Genomic DNA, 16964 nt, shown 5'->3' with positions numbered 1-16964 from the left:
GCAAAGCTATGCAGGCTCTGTTAAGTACTTGTAATGATACTTTTAAATATTTCGCTTTATGACCTGTGGGCGATTAAATATTTCATAACACAAATTTTTCATCATTTTATTATAATGTGCGTATCTTGAAACAAAACAAATACACTTATGGAAATGATGACCAACACCTTAAACGAGTTGCAAGATGTACTGTATTTTGCAGCTGACGATGATGCTTTTCCGGGCGAAGAGTATGCTGCCGATGATGAAGATTTAGACGACACGGAAGATTTTGATGACGAAGACTTAGATAATGATGATTTTGACGATGAAGATGACTTAGACACCGAAGACTTTGATGATGAAGATGAAGACGACGGACTAACAGACGATCGTTTGTAATTATACCTTACAAACATACCAACACTAAACAAACAAGCCGGATATTGATACCCGGCTTGTTTGTTTAGTATAAAATGCTGCTTATATAATGTTAATAGTAAACCTGTCGGCCAAAACGGCCTCTTCCGTTTCGTTCCCTTCGGGCAGTTCATGTGGCAGGGTATAATATTCGCCGGTTAGCGTAAGCTCGGTATTTTCCTTTTCGATTGTTATCTTCAAAAAGCCATGCCGGTTGTCTACGTATTGTTCCAGCTTCACGTCGTTCAATAGTGGACTATCGTTGGTAAAACGTTCATCATCTGTAGCAGCTATGGCATGCAGTTCATCATAGCCACCTCCTCCTGCTACAATAAATGGAACGCTTACCCCATCAGCATAGGTTTTGCATAGCCGCTGGTAATTATGTACATGGCCGCTTAAAACCAGGTTCGGCCTTACACCGGCTTCTTCAAAGGCATCTTCCAGGAATGAGATCATGGGCTGACTTGAGCCATGATTTATATCAGCTGTGTAAGGCGCATGGTGCAGGCACACTAATAACGCTTTGTCAGGGCGCTCCGCATCGGCAGCTTTCAATTCATTGATGAACCATTCGCGCTGTTCGGAGGTAATTATACCGTACTTAGGCACATTACTGCATAAGCCGATGATATTGGCCAGGGATGTTTGCAGCGTCCAGTAAACGTTTGGCTGAACTATGCTTAACCGGTTACTGTTGTTACTAAATGGTACCTGACGCCGCTGCGTATCGCAAAACACAGTCTTAAAAGCCTCTAAACTGTGGTATGGCACTTGGCTTTCGGGGTTTACATCGCTATCATGGTTGCCGGGTATGGCAAATATCTCGCCCGGATAAGTTTGATAGGGCGTAAAAAACTGATCGTCATACCGGATGGCCTCACCATGGTTATATACCACATCGCCCAAATGGTACAGAAACTGCGGCTTGTTCTCTACCCCATCAGCCTCGGTATATTGCAGCCGCATGGCATTGGCCACCAGTCGCTGATAGTCGGGATTGCGTATGCTCCCGGTGTCGCCTACCATATGAAAAACCAGCTTTTGTTCGCTTATGCCCGGCATTACCTCTTGTATTGGCAAACGGAATGGATATTGCCCGGTAGGCTTAGGTAAGGGTTGAAATTTATAGGAATCATCCGGCTGATCTTTTTTAAAAACCGGGGTAGTATATTTGGAAGAAGCCATACGTATAGAATAGATACGCGCCAAATATACCCATCGCCTTATTAAATCAACATTAAAACGGGGCTTATTTAAGGTTATTACCCTTGCTCAACATTTACCACATTATGCTTGAGCATAATAATACCTATCAAAATCTAACGGCAGGGCATTGATAGCTTTGAAGCTTACCACACGGTTTCTTCTTGCTGTTTTAACACAGATGCCTTAGGCTTAGAACCCATCTTATGGGTAATACCTGAAAGCTTTTTAATTATGGCCGGACGTAAGTGATAATATTGAGTAAACAGCTTGTACCGGAGTAACTTCTGCTCATCAAAGCGTTTAAATGAGAAAGCATGCTGCAGAAAATAATCTTTTGGAAAGGCATAGCCCAGGCCCCAGTTTTCGGGCTGGTTGCCGGGCGCATGGCCGGGGTCATAAGCCGTTCCGAACAGGTAATCCCAAAAAGAGAATTTGGTTGAAAAATTGGCATGAAACACTTCCTGATAGTTGGCATGGTGCCACAAGTGCAGTTCGGGTGTGTTGATGAAGTATTTGAGCCTGCCTAAATTAACGCGGATGTTGGCATGGATAAACATCCCGAACATAGCATCAACCAGCGCCTTGATGGGAATCACGGCCGGATCGGCACCTAACAGGATGATAGGCGCAAACTCGATGGTTTGGTTAATCACAATCTCGAGCACATGCGAGCGTGAGCCGGCCAAAAAATCAACCTGCTTGCCTGAATGATGTGCCTCGTGTATGCGCCAAAAATATTTGTTACTGTGCTGAAAGCGATGAAACAGATAAATGTATAAATCATGCGTCAGCACAAAAAACAGCACCTGTACAGCCAATGGCCAGCTTTGCAGCAGGTGCCAGTCAGCCCAATGTACGTGTTGCCGTACAGGTGCTATGATATAATCAAAGATGAGTATCTTTAAAAAATAGCTCTGAATCAGTGTATACCATACCAAATCCACCCAAAAACCTTCCCTAAAAAATGGCAGGCCCTTGCGGTAAGGGGCAATCCGTTCCCAGGCAATAATGATAATAACCCAGCAAACCAGTATGCCGGTAGTTATGGTAAGCAGCTGATTTTGTGCCATAGTTTGGATTACATCACCGGTTTTTCTTTATACTCATCGCTAATGTTTACACGTAGCCTTTTCATGGGTGCCAGTTCCGAATCGTACACTTTTTTGATACCATCACCGGCTGCGGTCTCGGCATCGCGAATATCACGCACCAGGCGCTGTAAGCCCTGTGGTTCTACAGATGCGGCATGATCAGATCCCCACATGGCCCTATCCAGCGTAAAGTGGCGCTCCACAAAAGTTGCACCCATAGCTACGGCAGCTACAGTGGTTGCCAGCCCTGTTTCATGACCGGAGTACCCCACCGGAATACCGGGATATTTAGCCCCTAAAGTCTGAATCATTTTCAGGTTCAGCTCCTGTGGCGGACAAGGGTACGCTGAAGTAGAATGCGCGATACACAACGGATAATTCTCATCATAATCGCGTATGTAAACCATGGTACGCTCAATTTCAGCAATGGTTGACATACCGGTAGACAGCATTAACGGCTTACCTGTTTCGAGTATGCGTTGTATCAGGGCAAAGTCGGTGAGCGATGCTGAAGCCAGTTTATAAATAACGGTATCAAACTGCTCCATAAAATCAACCGCATTGGTATCCCACGGCGATACAAACCAATCGATGCCCAGCTTTTTGCAATACTGGTCAATAGCAGCGTACTCGACTATACCGAACTCTGTTTTGCGCTTGTACTCGATGTAAGATATACGGCCCCAGGGCGTATCGCGCATAATGTCCCACTGGTCTTTCGGTACGCATATTTCGGGCGTACGTTTCTGAAATTTCACCGCATCTGCTTTCGCTGCCACCGCTTCGTCGATCAGCTTTTTGGCAATCTCGAGCGAACCGTTGTGGTTAATACCAATTTCGGCTATGATGTATGCGGGCTGTTCCTTGCCTATCTTGCGGCCGTTAGACAAGGTGATATATCCCTGCCCTAACGGGCTCATCAATGCTTCATTTTTAGCTTCTATAATCCACTCCGCTAACTCGCGGAAACATCCTGCACCGCCGGGAAGTTCGCAAACAAAATCTACCATCTTTTTTACCTGCGGCAAGGCATCGGCCGGGCATGCACTTATGCCCACCATCTGCATTATGTCCAGGTCATTATAATCATCACCAATGTAGGCAACCTCATGCGGCTGCAAGCCCAGGCGGTTAATAATTTCGGTAAAAGCGGCAGCTTTGTTTTTCACCCCCAAATGCAGTTCGGTGATCTGCAGCTTTTCGGCCCGCATAGCAACCGATGGCGAGCGTTCGCCGGTGATGATGCCGGTTTGTATACCTGCATACTTGCGCAGACGCTCCACCCCCATACCATCACGCAAACTAAATTTTTTCAAATGCTCGCCCTGCTCGCCGTAATACACGCCGGCATCGGTTAAAACCCCATCACAATCGGTAAGTAAAAGCTGAATTAAAGTTGCTTTTTGTTTCAATATCTCGTTCATAATTTAAGGATTTAGATTGCTGTCCAGCCGCCGTCAACCACCAGATTAGCGCCCGTCATGTAAGCGGATGCATCACTGGCCAGAAAGATTAGCGCTCCCTGATAGTCGGTAGCCTGAGCCATACGGCCTAAAAGTGTTTTGGCTGCGTAGTTTTGTATGAATATTTCATTTTGATTATTTTCCACCCCTCCCGGCGAAAGGGTGTTTACCCGTATGCCTTTTTCGCCCCAGTAAGCGGCCAAAAAGCGGGTAAAGTTGATAACTGCACCTTTAGTAACCGGGTAAGCAGCCGATTTATAAAAAGTCTGCTCCCCTTCTTCATTACGGTAAATACTTTGATCGGGGCCAACCATACCGTAAGTGGATGCTATGTTGATGATACTGCCGCTGCCCTGCCCGGCCATTACAGAGCCAAACACCTGCGCGCATAGAAACACGCCGGTAATGTTCACATCAAGCGATTGCCGAAAGGCATCAAGCGGATAGTTTTCAAACGCCGATAATTCCTTCGCCATGGCGGGGTTCTCGAACATATCGTTAATGGCCGCATTGTTTACCAATATATCTATAGTGGCATAATGCGTAAGGATGGTATCACGAACAGTTATAACCGAGGCCTTATTAGTTACATCAATAGCCAACCCTAAATGTGGACCGCCAGGCAATTGTTGAGCAAACGCTTTGGCCAGCATCTCATCCCTGTCGGCCACCACTACATGCGCACCGGCCGCAGCCAGTGCTTCACAATGCTTTTTACCAATAAGGCCAAGCGCACCGGTTACGATTGCAGTTTTACCCTGCAATGAAAACAAATCTGTCATGACAAGGCAACTGCTGTTTTGGGCTTGATGTTGTAGTTGCTCACCTTGCGGAATACCGCTTCCAGCACCTCGCCTTTCAGGTAGCTTTTAATATCGCCACTTTCGATGGCTTCTTTTACGATTGATAACACATCGCGGTATGCTTGCAGTGTATAATCCACCTCCTCATCAGTGTGGCTGTAGCTCAGATTGTGAAAACCGGCCCATAATATACCGCGCTTGATCATTTCCTGCTGCATGAGGGTTTTTACCTCCAGGCCATTACCGGCTTGGGGTGTAAAGGTTACCATGGTACGGCAGTTAAAACCTATGCAACGAGTGTATTGGTCCATACCCAGTTCAATAGCCAATTGATTGTAGCCGTCTTTTAACCGGCCACCCAACTGGTCAAGATATTTCGGCACGTTTTTACTAATCAACTCCTGTATAGTTGCTATACATGCTGCAAGTGAAAGCGCTTCTCCGCCGAATGTTGTATAGCTAAACACTTCGGAATTGAAGAGCTCCATAACATCGGCACGGCCGGTTAGTAACGCTATGGGCATCCCGTTGGCACAGGCTTTTGAATATACTGCCAGGTCTGGCTTCACCCCGAAATACTCTTGGGCTCCGCCGATAGCTATTCTGAAACCGGTCCACATTTCATCAAAAATCAGTAACGTACCATTTTCTTTACAAGCTTCGGCCAATTGTTGCAGGAAACCCGGTGCCGGTGCTTCAAAAATAAAGGGCTCCAGTATAATAGCTGCTACGGTATCATCCAAAGCGGCTTTGATGGATTCAATATCATTATACTCGAAAGTATAGGTCATATCCTGAATGGCTTCCGGAATGCCCGCGTTACGACTGGTAATACCGATGTACCAATCGTGCCAGCCATGATACCCGCAGCAAAAAACTTTATCGCGACCGGTAAATGCACGGGCCACACGTATAGCTGCCGAACACACATCAGCGCCGGTTTTGGCTATCTTAACCGCTTCCGCATTTGGAATAATTTCTTGTATCAGTTCCGATAGCTCCACCTCAAGCGGGTGCATCAGCGAAAAGGTAATCCCGTCTTCGAGCTGCCGCTTAATGGCTTCATCTACCGCGGGGTAGGCATACCCTAATGACAACGGACCGATAGCTGCATTAAAATCAATATACTCGTTGCCATCCGCATCCCACACATGCGAACCTTTACCTTTAACCAGGTACTTGGGCGCTATGCTTTTAGTGAATTGCCCAGGGCCTTTGGCCAGGGTTTGCGTAATTGGCTTTTGCACTTTAAGCGCCCGGTCATACAATTTGTCTGATTCGGTAATGTCGGGGTAGTTGGTATTAAATCCTATGTTATTAGGCATATACATTAAGTATTTATTCTGCGAATTGAGGTTTCAGGATATCGGGTTGTTGATATTGGGTTTGGTAACCCAGTATTGTTTCGGCTATTTGTTTGCCAGTGAAACCTTCGTACTGCAATACATCGGGCAACAGGGCCGGCTTAAACCAACGCTCATTTAATGCCATTGGCAATACGCGGGCTGTGGTTTGATGCTTGAGCAGCACTTCGGCTACAATGGAGTACAAGCCGCCGGTTAGAAAATGATCTTCGACGGTTACCAGCAGTTCGCTACCGGCGGCAGCCTGCAAAATGGCTTGTTCATCTACCGGTTTAAGGCTACGCATATTAATCAGCCCAACGGATAAGCCTTCTCTTTGCAGCATGTGCATGGCAATCAGCGCCTGCTCAAAAAGCAAACCGTAGGTAAGCAGCGTTACATCGTGGCCAGAGCTAATCACCTCGGCTTTGCCAAGCTCAAACGGTGCATGGCTGTAACCGCTTTTACGGGTATTGATACGCACATAAGCTGGCTGCGGGCTTTCCCATATTTGCTGCAGCATTTGAATCAGATCATCTTCATCAGCCGGGGCAAATACGGTCATGTTGGGGATGTCGCGCATAATGGCTACATCCTCAATGGCCTGATGGGTTGGCCCGTTAGCATCCGATAAAAAGCCGGGAATGAATCCGCTCAATTTTACAGGCAGCGCCGGGATGCCTACATCAGTACGTACAAACTCGAACGCACGCATGGTTAAAAAAGCTGCCAGTGCATGCACAATGGGCCTTCGGCCTCGCAACGCCAAACCGGCTGCTGCGCCTATCATGGTTTGCTCGGTAATACCGGTATCAATAAAACGCTTGCCCAGCAATGGCGGCAGGTTGCGAACCAAAGCGCGGTTCTCGGCTGTCATTACAATGACCTGCTCGTTGGTGAGCGCTATATTAGTCAGTAATTCTTCGTAGGTCATGTTATCTTACTATAAGCGTTTCAGATGTTAATTCAGTAGGATGCTGGCCATGCAGCTCAAGCAGAAGCTGCTCAACCTCATCAGCCGAAAAGTTGCAGAACCACCGGTCTGCCCGTTCCTGAATGCTGGGCAAACCTTTACCACGCATGGTATCGGCTATGACCACGTTCACTTTACCCTCCTGGAAAGGATAAGTCGCAAACGCTTCTTCCAACGCTGTGTAGCTGTGTCCGTTAATTCGTTTAACTGCCGCCCCGAAGGCTTCGAACTTATCTGCAAGCGGCTCAAGCGGTATCAGTTCTTCGGTGCGTACATTGGCCTGGAAATGGTTGCGGTCTATTACAAAAATCAGGTTATCCAGATGATAAGCATTGGCAACCAGCAGGGCTTCCCAGCAGGTACCTTCGTTCAGTTCGCCATCGCCCAGTATGCAAACCACCTTATTGCTGCCACCGGATATTTTGATATCCATAGCTACCCCAACGGCAACCGAGGGCAAATGCCCTAATGAGCCTGAATGAAATTCAATACCGGGAACGCGGGTGTTGGGATGCCAGTAAATATGATCGTTTACAGACAGGTGATTTTGTAAACGCTCTTTTTCCAGTATGCCCAGTTCGGCCAGCGTACCGTACAAGGCAGGCACATCATGTCCTTTTGAAAGAAAAAGGTAATCACGGTCCGGATGATCCAGATTATTTGGCGATATGTTCAGAAAGCTGGTATACAGGTAAACAATTATATCCACTGCCGATAAGGATGCGCCTGTAAAGCAACCCCCATCGGTTGACATGCGCACAATATGCTCACGAACGTTTAAGGCAATGTGCTGCAATTGTTGTTCTTTATTCATGTAGGGTGAAGTAAGTTTAATATCGGTAAGTATGTTGCTGAACCTTCGGCGCAGGTACCTCCCGGGTTTGCGTTGCCCGAATGGTTCTTAACTCGTGCAAATGGTTACGGTACCAGTTAACCCCGGCGTACTGCGCATTGATCTCATAAATATCAGGGCGCTGTTCCAGAAGGCTAAGGATATCGGTACAGGAAAAATTGGGGTTTTGCGGATACAATGCCTCATATACCTGTTTGATAAATTCATAATCTTTCTGATAATCGATAGTGAACCGGTGCGACATGGAATAGTCCAAACCCGTTTCCCATTTCACATTGCCGATACGAAACAGGTGCGGATTTTCCCAGATGAATGGGGTTGTATGCTCCATCTCCATAGGGCGCATGGCTTCCTTCCAGGCTAATTTGAGGCAAGGCACCGTCATAATCTCCACATCGTTACCATCGGGATAGGTTGCCGGGTGCAGGTTGCTCACGTAATCATACTTGCCCTCGTTTAGGAAAAAGAAGTGCAGCATATGGTCAATAATACGAGGATCAATCAGCGGACAATCAGACGGTATTTTTAACACCACATCGGCATCGTAAAGGCGGGCAGCTTGGTAATGCCGATCGAGCAAATTGTTCTGGCTACCACGGTAGCAGGGTATATTTAGCGCCTCTGCTTCTTGTGCTATCACGTCATCTTCGGCATTAACCGATGTAGCTATCACTATTGTAACCGGATGTGTTAACGCAGCCAAACGTTCTGCCATCAGCGCCAGCAAACTTTTACCTAATACCGGCAGCATTACCTTGCCCGGTAAGCGGGTGGATGCCATGCGTGCCTGAACTACAATAACTACTTTGCTTGTCATAAGATTTAGGGTTATACATATACATCTTCCGCAACAGGCGCTTTTTGCCATACTACCTGCTGTGGGTTAAAATCATTTTTAGCACCGCTATGCTGTGCATAGGCCCGGCACAACTGCGCAATATTACCTGCAGATGCACCGCCGTTTTGTATAGGGGAAAGCTTTTTCAACTCATCCACATCAAACCAGGAATGCACTTTTTTACCCAGTGCTATACCGGTGTATACTACGGTTGAATATTGCGTGATGAGCTCACAGCAATTGGCTATCATGTGGTTGGTGTTACCGCTATCATATATCAAGGTGCCCGCCGGTGCAAAACGCATGATCTCGGCCGTGGCGCGGGTAACATCTTCATTCGGGTGGAGCTTAAATAGCAACTGCCTGCCGTTGGCTATCTCAACAGCCTTTGTAATAAAGGCCGGCCGGTTTTCGTAACGATAGGTTTCCCGCATATCCGTTGTAGCTACCATCACATAGCCCTGGTACAGGAAATCATTATCCAGATGCTGTTCCAAATTATCATAGTTGGGCATACCGGTAACCACAATTTTGCCAGCATACGTTCCTTTTGAAGTTAAGTATGTTTTATAGCCCTCTGATGCAACACAATATACATCACAGTTATTTGAAGAGCCGTTTAAAGAGGTATCGCCACACCAATACGGGGGCAAATTCAGTTTTTTTACAATCTGGCTTTTAACCGTGTATTTGTCAATCATCCCCTCCTGTACCCAAATACTTTTGCAATGGCGCAGACTTTCGGGCATAATCATGTCCGAGCAGTACACAACCAAATCATATTGGTTTAACCGGGCTTTGTAGTCGATTTGTAAGCCATGGTTGGTTAGATATTCTTCGGACGCAAGCCGGAAGCGGTGGGCTAAAATGGTGGCATTTAGAAAAGACGAACGGTCTAACAGGTTATTCAGCAGTTTTGAATCCGAAAACAGCTGGCTAAACCAGCAATCAAAATCAGGCAAGTGGCTGGCAATGCCCTGCATTTGTATAGTTTGGTTCATTGAACCGGTCATGAATAGTATTTTCTGCATACTTACTCCGGCAAAATGTAGCTGTTATTATGGCTTTTTTTCGATAAGACCTTAGTGATGCGAGCGGCAAACCGCTGATTAATGACATTGCTTATCAACCGCCGTTGTGCAAATTGCGACTGGTTACAAGCAACGCCTGGCGCAAGGTTATACCTTAATGATGAATTGAAAATTTCGTATTGACTCAGCACCACATCATTATAAGTCATAATCATGACTTAAAAGTAGAGCGGCAATCTTTACACAAGGCTAAAAAGAGGTTATGTTATAATTAAAGAGATATGAAACAAAGTTTAAGTTAATGTTTAAAAATCAGGCAATTACACTTAGTTAACATTAGCAGATAAGATACCGGGCCTGGATAAGAAATTTTTAAGCTCGAGTAGTTTATCTGTGTTAATTAAATCTACACCGCATTGCAGCAAGGCATTCCAAACAGCCGGGTTTTCGGGTGATGACCACAACCTTACTTTTTTACCGAACCGGTGGGCCATACTTACATACTGGCACAAACGCTGCTTTTCTATTTCAGGAAAGCTACCCTGCCCTTTCCATCTAATTAATGAAGAATATTTACAACTGGCCGTCTGGTAAAAGTTCTTTGCTGTGGTATCCTGATCTACTTTTTTCAAATCTTCGTCTATAAATGCAAAACGGGTTGACTGAGATTTTAATAACTGGAAAGGCTTATGCCCGCTGATAACTATGGTAACCTGCCGCTGCGTGTAATGCCCCTGCTCCACTGAAGATAATATAGCCTTGTATTTTTGCAATAATATATCCAGTTCACGGTACGTCTTTTCCGCATCTGATTTAATGTCAATCAGCAACGTTAATGGATAGCTGGGACAATCAGCTCGCTTGCCGGTACCGTCAATACATTCCTGTAAGGGTTTTAAATATAGCTTTTCAAGCGTGCGCTTCTTTTTTAATACAGGAAGTATGTGTGCTACAATGATATTATTCCCTCTCAGGTAAACATCGGCCTCTATGTGTACATACCCATTATCCAGGGCATCATACAAGGGGCGTTTATGCCAGTAATCATTATGGGCGAAGGCATTGGCTAAGGGGAGCGACTGAGAAAAGCCAAGCGACTGCTTGATGAAGAACATTAGGAATAGCAACAATCTGCCTGATCTTAAACTAAAGATAGTTCGCATCAACAATTAGTTTTTGTTGATGCGAAACTATACTATGCAGATTGGCAAATCATTAGCCGCAGGTAAAGCTTTGGGAACCTTTTTGTTAAGTAAATATTGTCATAGTACGGTCATACACAAGAGATACTTAATACTTTGCAGATTTGAAAGACAGAAATCCTTTTAAGTAATTTCAAGGGCTTTAACCTGTATTAATTGTTTAATTTGATAAAGCCGCCGTCAATAGGGTAATCGCAACCGGTTATAAAGCCTGCCTCATCCGAACAAAGATACAGGGCCAGTGCAGCTACTTCTTCAGGTTTGGCCATTCGTCCAATAGGCTGACTTTGTGATAATCTATCAAAAACTTCGGCTTCCTGCCCCGGATAATTTTTGGCGATAAACCCGTCTACAAACGGCGTATGTACACGGGCCGGCGATATACTGTTACAGCGAATGCCATGATGCAGGTAATCGCGCGCTATGGATAGCGACATGGCGTAGATTGCCCCCTTGCTCATGGAGTAAGCAAACCTGTCGGTAATACCCACATGCGAAGCAATGGATGCCATGTTAAGAATTACGCCACTGCCAGCGGCTTTCATTAAAGGTATGGCTGCAAACAGGCAGTTATAAGCCCCCTTTACATTTACATTGTACACACGCTCAAAATCAGCTTCGCTGGTATTCTCTACATTGCCTACATGGGCTATGCCGGCGTTGTTAACCAAAATATGTATCCGCCCAATTGCATTGAAAGCCTCGACAATGCTTTGCTGGCTGCTCACATTAACCGCATGTGCCTGCCCTTGCCCACCATCGGCTTCAATTTCCTGAACTACCTGAGTAGCTGCATCAGCGTTTAATTCCAGTATATGCACAGTGGCTCCCTGCCTGGCAAATAATTTAGAAATAGCTTTACCGATGCCGCTACCACCACCTGTAATTACGGCTGCTTTATTTTGTAAGCTAAACATAGTTTATATTTAGTGCTGGTTTATAATTACAAAGATTGTTGACCGCAAATTATAATTCTACCGGTAACAATCATTATTAAAAGGATGGTAGTTATGAATTAACCATCTGTTTAACCTCTTGCCGCTCTTCCCTTACAGATTGTCGCCAGCCGCTGTACAGTAAGCGTTTGTCAAGCACCGGTTTCGGGAAAAACAAGCTGGCTACATACCCTACACCTATCACTACCAAATGACTGTATACGCCTAACATCAGCTTGTTATGCGTAAAGTTGTAGTTACCCATATCCAGCAAGAGTGCTTTGCTTTCACCAAGGCCTATAGGGGTTGATGTCAAAAAGGCATAAGAGGTAAACAGGATGCACACAATGATGGCGATATTAACCCCCTGCCTATTGGCACGAGCACTAAAAACGCCCAACAGGAAGATACCAACTATACCTCCCGAAAATATAGCATATAAGGTGAAAATTATACCTAAAATACCCTCGTTACCTATCAAAGTATAGATACCGCCAATACTGATGGCTATTAACCCTGAGGCTACAATAAGCCATTTGCCTGCTTTCAAATATTCTTTGTCTGACCGGTTGGGCCGTAATTTTTTGTAATAATCTTCTACACCTACCGCAGCTAATGAATTCAGGTCGGCACTCAAGCTACAGATAGCGGCCGATATCATGGCAGCGAGGATGAACCCAATTACGCCGGTTGGCAGTTGGGTCATGATAAAATATGGAAATACCGCATTGGCATTGGTACCCGCAGGTAATGGATGCTGTTTATAATAAACAAACAAGCAGGTACCAATAAACATAAACAGTGCCCATACTGGTACAGTAAGCGATATTCCCAATAGGGATGCGCGTATGGCGGCTTTATCGGTTTTAGCAGTCAGGTAGCGTTGCACTACGGTTTGATCGGTTCCGTACTTTTGAATGGCATAAAACATACCGTTTATGGCCATTACAATAAAAGTTAATTGGGTGAAGTTGATATCATAAGGTCCAAAACCCGTCCGGCTGTTGGCCGATGCTACTTTCCAAACCTCAGCCGGGCCACCATCAACCGAAAACAGCAGCACACCAAGGCAAACTATGCCGCTTGCAAACAGCATAAAGCCCTGAAAAACATCCAGCCAGATTACAGCTTCGATCCCTCCCATAAGGTTAACGGCAATAATAATAGCTCCTACAATAATAATAATGGCAAATGTATTGCCGCCAATCATGTTGGTTAGCGCTACGGCCAGCAGAAAGAACACGGTTCCCATGCCCGAAAACTGCCTGAGCACAAATGCTATAGAACTATAATAACGTGCAAACAGGCCAAAGCGCTTTTCAAAGTACTCGTAAGTACTTAAACCGATCACTTTGCGAAACAGCGGCACAATAAACCAAATAGCACCCATGAGTACAATGGGAACCATAAGCCCCTGTACCAGCAATATCCAGTTGGATGAGTAACCCTCGCCGGGATAGCCTAAAAAAGTAACACTGCTAATTAACGTAGCCAGCAACGACATGCCAATAGCCCATGCCGGCACCCTGCCCTTTGCTGCAAAGTATGATTGGGTTGTACTTTGGTTTCGGGCATATCTCAACCCGAAGTATATGGTTGTTAACAGTACTGCAATGATAATGAGGTAATCGATTACACTCAATACAGGTTTAGTCATCGGTTTATTGGTTAGTAAACACTAATGGCAGCTAAAAATTCCAGATCTTCTCACTCCAGGTATAGCTGCCCGGCTTTAAAGTAACATATAAATTTTGAGGATGCAGCACCGCATTTCGAATTACGCCGGCGGCCAGTTCCTGTACCGGTAACAACGTATCCAGCGCCAGCGATTTAAGAATGCTGGCAGCAGTTGAACCGCCTTCAATCACCAGTTCTTTAACGGCAACCTGGTCAAACACATGTTTAACGACGGCGGCCATCAGGTTTCTTAAATGTACGGCTTGCGCAACTCCGCCCTGCGGCAGTTGCTGATTGATTGCTATTACCGCTTTGCCGGTTAATTGGAGCAGATTGCTTATCTCACTACTCCATTTGGTGATAAGCTCATTATCATTGACACTACTTTCCAGCAATGCCGAAGGCATGTAGCTTACCGGGCCGCCTGAGTTATAGAGGTCTTTAATTAAGCCGGCATTTTTTTGAAAGGTGGTTCCGCTTACATATAGCGCCGGTTTACCCACAGGCGGGGACGCTGCTACCGGTTGTGCATTCCTAACATTCAGCACATTTAACAATGCGTTGAAAAAACCGGATGCGCCTACCATGTATTTTTTGCGGGCCGCTTTTTGTGCCCAATGTTGTAAATCGTCCACGCTTGCTACCTCGCCTATTACCATACCCTTATCAGTAAATACTTCATGATGCTTTTTAAAAGTGCAAGCCCTGCGCGTTGCTTTAAGCATATGCAATACATTGGCGCTGGTTACCGGAAATTCTGGATCGGCAGCGAAGGAGGTTTCATGTACCGGTACGCCGTGCACCCAATAGGTACCACTCACCAGCGTGCGACCAAGCGCCGGGTTGGCTGGTAAAATATAGGTACCGGCCAGTTCAAGCACTTTCAGTTCCGCTTCTACTTCGGCCAGCACATGCCCGCGCAATACAGAATCTACTTTTTTGTAGATAAGTATAGGGTTTAGCTGCTTTATGTCTTCGCAGGCTTTTGTAACCACTGCAACGGCTTCTTCTTCGTTCCTGGAACGCGAGTCGGTGTTGATGATAAGCAGATCGGCTGTAGTTGCCGGATTCACCTGCGTGCAGATCTCAACAGACAGATTATACTGCAATCCAATCCCGCCAATTTCGGCTGCACCTGTTAAATCATCTGCAATTACGGCTATCATGCTTTAGCAACGGTTCTGTTTTTAGACAATTGTATAGCTGATTCGATAGCTAAAACCATTGCATCGGCGCTGGCTATACCTTTCCCGGCTATTTCAAATGCGGTTCCATGATCAACCGAGGTACGGATAATGGGCAAGCCCATCGTGATGTTCACACCTTTTACGCTATCCATCTGTTTCTTTTCCGGGTTCCATTTAAAGCCCGATAATTTGAACGGGATATGACCTTGATCATGGTACATGGCAACAACACCGCCGTAATAACCGGTAGCTGCTTTTGAGAACATGGTATCAGCCGGTACAGGGCCTTCCACATCGTAACCTAAGCTTCGGGCAGCTTCAACTGCAGGTAAAATCTCTTCGTCATCTTCCGTACCAAACAAACCAGAATCGCCGGCATGCGGGTTTAAACCGGCTATCCCTATTTTCAGATTGGTTTCACCTAAACTGATCAAACCATTGTGCAACAGCTCAACTACTTCTACAATACGATCTTTCTTTACCAGATCGCAAGCTTGGCGAAGTGATACGTGGGTAGATACGTGAATCACTTTCATGTGATCTTCTACCAGTAGCATAGCATACTTTTTGGTACCGGTATAGTGCGCATATATTTCGGTATGCCCGGCAAAGTGGTGCCCGGCCTCGTTCATTGACTTTTTATTGAGCGGACCGGTAACGGTTGCGTCTATCTGCCCGGCCATGGCCAGTTCAATCACCTTTACTACCGATTCAAACGCGGCATTACCAGCCATTGCCGATACTACGCCAAACTCAAGTGCATTCAGGTCGACGTTTTTCAGGTCGAACACATCTATATTGCCATACACAAACTGCGCCTGGCTTACCTCTGTGATTGCGTTTACGGTGGCTTGCAGACCCAGCTTTGCAATGATATGCTCAAAAACACCGGCATCGCCTACCAGTAAGGGACGGCAATGCGTATAAATGTGCTGATCCAGCAATGCTTTTATGGCAATTTCGGAACCGATGCTGGCCGGATCGCCCATGGTGATGCCTAAGATCGGTTTTTCAGACATGGTTATAATTTTTGAATTTAATTCCTTCTTCGTTTACTAACTGGTGGAATGCCTGTTGCAGGCTTTGCTTTTCGCTGCCGGATAGCTCTTGCAGTGGCGACATCATTACCGATTGGCACAGGCCATTCTCTTGCATCAGCACCTTAAGCGCCGCTAATGATTCGCCCAGCAGGCGGTCGGCCTGATACAGGTTACCTAATATGTCAGACTGACGCTGGTGAAAATAAGCACGCTCCTCATCGCCGTTCAGTACAGCGTCTTCCATTTCACAATACACCTCGGGTGCCAGGTTGCCGGTACTTGGTACCAAACCATCCGTATAGTTAAACAGTGCATAGGCCGACTGTGCCGCCCATCCTAAAAAGTGGCTAAAATCGGGGCGTGCAGCCCACAACGACAATGATTCGTCTAAACGCTCCTTGCTACGTTCAGAATCTTTGGTACCTACTATATGCTCATGATGGCTCAACTCATCAAGCAGCGCCAGCGGGATAGACATGTGTGTAGTTGCAGGTATATTATACGCGATGAGCGGCCCGCCAACCTGATCGGCCAGGTCAATAAAGTATCGCTTCATCTGGTCGGGCGTGAGGTTGTAATAGGTTGGCAAAGTTGCCACTACCACATCAGCACCCACATCAAAGCTGCGCTTGGCCATCTCAACCGAATCCTCCAGGCAATTGCCTGATATACCGGCATATAACATGGTGCCCGGTTTTTTTAACCGGCCGGCTACCTGCAGGTAGTTGATTTTTATTTCGGCCGATAGCGAGGCACACTCACCCGTGGTACCCAGTATAAATGGCAGCGCCTTGTTTTGATATAGATTGGTAAATATCTTTTCTACCGCATTTGTATCTAACCGGTATTGCGGGGTAAGCGGCGTGATAACCGGTATCACATTACCCTGAAACTTTTTGTTAATTTTCATTCAAACTTCA

Annotated in this window: 16 protein-coding genes; 1 reads left to right on the top strand and 15 read right to left on the bottom strand. The window is 45.9% G+C overall.

The genetic code is table 11. From position 1 onward, the window contains the following. The first annotated feature begins 153 nt into the window (after nt 1-153). Nucleotides 154-381, top strand: a complete 228-nt coding sequence (locus KHS38_RS11020; RefSeq protein ID WP_213488604.1) for a hypothetical protein — start codon at nt 154-156, stop codon at nt 379-381. 81 nt (nt 382-462) lie between these two features. On the opposite strand, the gene KHS38_RS11015 is transcribed toward KHS38_RS11020, so the two are convergent. From KHS38_RS11015 to KHS38_RS10940, 15 genes are all read right to left on the bottom strand, one after another. Then, nucleotides 463-1587: a metallophosphoesterase family protein gene (locus KHS38_RS11015; protein ID WP_213488603.1), complete on the bottom strand. Its 1125-nt coding sequence runs from the start codon at nt 1585-1587 to the stop codon at nt 463-465. Between the two features lie 164 nt (nt 1588-1751). Next, nucleotides 1752-2678 carry a sterol desaturase family protein gene (locus KHS38_RS11010; protein ID WP_213488602.1) on the bottom strand — a complete coding sequence of 309 codons (927 nt, stop codon included), beginning with the start codon at nt 2676-2678 and terminating at the stop codon, nt 1752-1754. An 8-nt stretch (nt 2679-2686) separates the two neighbouring features. Then, nucleotides 2687-4123, bottom strand: a complete 1437-nt coding sequence (locus tag KHS38_RS22250; protein WP_249665371.1) for an N-acetylneuraminate synthase family protein — start codon at nt 4121-4123, stop codon at nt 2687-2689. An 11-nt stretch (nt 4124-4134) separates the two neighbouring features. Further along, the gene (locus KHS38_RS10995) at nt 4135-4944 is read right to left on the bottom strand and encodes an SDR family oxidoreductase (RefSeq protein ID WP_213488601.1); all 810 of its coding nucleotides are present in this window, start codon (nt 4942-4944) and stop codon (nt 4135-4137) included. Beyond that, nucleotides 4941-6290 (bottom strand): aminotransferase class III-fold pyridoxal phosphate-dependent enzyme, encoded by a 1350-nt coding sequence (locus KHS38_RS10990; RefSeq protein ID WP_213488600.1) that lies wholly within the window; start codon nt 6288-6290, stop codon nt 4941-4943. Before KHS38_RS10990 ends, KHS38_RS10995 begins: the two co-directional genes overlap by 4 nt. 13 nt (nt 6291-6303) lie before the next feature. Further along, nucleotides 6304-7242, bottom strand: a complete 939-nt coding sequence (locus KHS38_RS10985; protein WP_213488599.1) for a transketolase family protein — start codon at nt 7240-7242, stop codon at nt 6304-6306. Between the two features lies 1 nt (nt 7243). Next, nucleotides 7244-8095: a transketolase gene (locus tag KHS38_RS10980; RefSeq protein WP_213488598.1), complete on the bottom strand. Its 852-nt coding sequence runs from the start codon at nt 8093-8095 to the stop codon at nt 7244-7246. Between the two features lie 16 nt (nt 8096-8111). Beyond that, entirely contained in the window at nt 8112-8951 is an 840-nt protein-coding gene (locus KHS38_RS10975; protein ID WP_213488597.1) for a cytidylyltransferase domain-containing protein, read from the bottom strand. Between the two features lie 11 nt (nt 8952-8962). After that, nucleotides 8963-10003 carry a hypothetical protein gene (locus KHS38_RS10970; protein ID WP_213488596.1) on the bottom strand — a complete coding sequence of 347 codons (1041 nt, stop codon included), beginning with the start codon at nt 10001-10003 and terminating at the stop codon, nt 8963-8965. 326 nt (nt 10004-10329) lie between these two features. Beyond that, entirely contained in the window at nt 10330-11118 is a 789-nt protein-coding gene (locus tag KHS38_RS10965) for a phosphatidylinositol-specific phospholipase C/glycerophosphodiester phosphodiesterase family protein (RefSeq protein WP_249665370.1), read from the bottom strand. A gap of 239 nt (nt 11119-11357) precedes the next feature. Then, entirely contained in the window at nt 11358-12122 is a 765-nt protein-coding gene (locus KHS38_RS10960) for an SDR family NAD(P)-dependent oxidoreductase (RefSeq protein ID WP_213488594.1), read from the bottom strand. A 91-nt stretch (nt 12123-12213) separates the two neighbouring features. Beyond that, nucleotides 12214-13797, bottom strand: coding sequence for a sodium:solute symporter family protein (locus tag KHS38_RS10955; protein ID WP_213488593.1), 1584 nt, complete (start codon nt 13795-13797; stop codon nt 12214-12216). Nucleotides 13798-13828: 31 nt separating this feature from the next. Beyond that, a complete protein-coding gene (locus KHS38_RS10950) occupies nt 13829-14983 on the bottom strand; it encodes a four-carbon acid sugar kinase family protein (protein ID WP_213488592.1) in 1155 nt (384 codons plus the stop codon). Continuing rightward, nucleotides 14980-16023, bottom strand: coding sequence for a 4-hydroxythreonine-4-phosphate dehydrogenase PdxA (gene pdxA / locus KHS38_RS10945; RefSeq protein WP_213488591.1), 1044 nt, complete (start codon nt 16021-16023; stop codon nt 14980-14982). Before pdxA ends, KHS38_RS10950 begins: the two co-directional genes overlap by 4 nt. Beyond that, nucleotides 16016-16954 (bottom strand): dihydrodipicolinate synthase family protein, encoded by a 939-nt coding sequence (locus tag KHS38_RS10940; RefSeq protein WP_213488590.1) that lies wholly within the window; start codon nt 16952-16954, stop codon nt 16016-16018. Before KHS38_RS10940 ends, pdxA begins: the two co-directional genes overlap by 8 nt. Nucleotides 16955-16964: the final 10 nt, after the last annotated feature.

Origin of the sequence: Mucilaginibacter sp. Bleaf8 (genome assembly GCF_018390515.1) — a bacterium.
Taxonomy (GTDB): Bacteria; Bacteroidota; Bacteroidia; order Sphingobacteriales; family Sphingobacteriaceae; genus Mucilaginibacter.
This window is presented reverse-complemented; position numbering and strand designations above follow the sequence as displayed.

Excerpts from the sequence above, each read along its gene's own strand:
- KHS38_RS10980 (WP_213488598.1), bottom strand. The coding sequence starts at position 8,095 with ATGAATAAAGAACAACAATTGCAGCACATTGCCTTAAACGTTCGTGAG.
- KHS38_RS11015 (WP_213488603.1), bottom strand. The coding sequence starts at position 1,587 with ATGGCTTCTTCCAAATATACTACCCCGGTTTTTAAAAAAGATCAGCCG.
- KHS38_RS10950 (WP_213488592.1), bottom strand. The coding sequence starts at position 14,983 with ATGATAGCCGTAATTGCAGATGATTTAACAGGTGCAGCCGAAATTGGC.
- KHS38_RS10940 (WP_213488590.1), bottom strand. The coding sequence starts at position 16,954 with ATGAAAATTAACAAAAAGTTTCAGGGTAATGTGATACCGGTTATCACG.
- KHS38_RS10960 (WP_213488594.1), bottom strand. The coding sequence starts at position 12,122 with ATGTTTAGCTTACAAAATAAAGCAGCCGTAATTACAGGTGGTGGTAGC.
- KHS38_RS10975 (WP_213488597.1), bottom strand. The coding sequence starts at position 8,951 with ATGACAAGCAAAGTAGTTATTGTAGTTCAGGCACGCATGGCATCCACC.
- KHS38_RS10990 (WP_213488600.1), bottom strand. The coding sequence starts at position 6,290 with ATGCCTAATAACATAGGATTTAATACCAACTACCCCGACATTACCGAA.
- KHS38_RS10995 (WP_213488601.1), bottom strand. The coding sequence starts at position 4,944 with ATGACAGATTTGTTTTCATTGCAGGGTAAAACTGCAATCGTAACCGGT.
- KHS38_RS11020 (WP_213488604.1), top strand. The coding sequence starts at position 154 with ATGATGACCAACACCTTAAACGAGTTGCAAGATGTACTGTATTTTGCA.
- KHS38_RS10955 (WP_213488593.1), bottom strand. The coding sequence starts at position 13,797 with ATGACTAAACCTGTATTGAGTGTAATCGATTACCTCATTATCATTGCA.
- KHS38_RS10970 (WP_213488596.1), bottom strand. The coding sequence starts at position 10,003 with ATGCAGAAAATACTATTCATGACCGGTTCAATGAACCAAACTATACAA.
- KHS38_RS10965 (WP_249665370.1), bottom strand. The coding sequence starts at position 11,118 with ATGTTCTTCATCAAGCAGTCGCTTGGCTTTTCTCAGTCGCTCCCCTTA.
- KHS38_RS22250 (WP_249665371.1), bottom strand. The coding sequence starts at position 4,123 with ATGAACGAGATATTGAAACAAAAAGCAACTTTAATTCAGCTTTTACTT.
- pdxA (WP_213488591.1), bottom strand. The coding sequence starts at position 16,023 with ATGTCTGAAAAACCGATCTTAGGCATCACCATGGGCGATCCGGCCAGC.
- KHS38_RS11010 (WP_213488602.1), bottom strand. The coding sequence starts at position 2,678 with ATGGCACAAAATCAGCTGCTTACCATAACTACCGGCATACTGGTTTGC.
- KHS38_RS10985 (WP_213488599.1), bottom strand. The coding sequence starts at position 7,242 with ATGACCTACGAAGAATTACTGACTAATATAGCGCTCACCAACGAGCAG.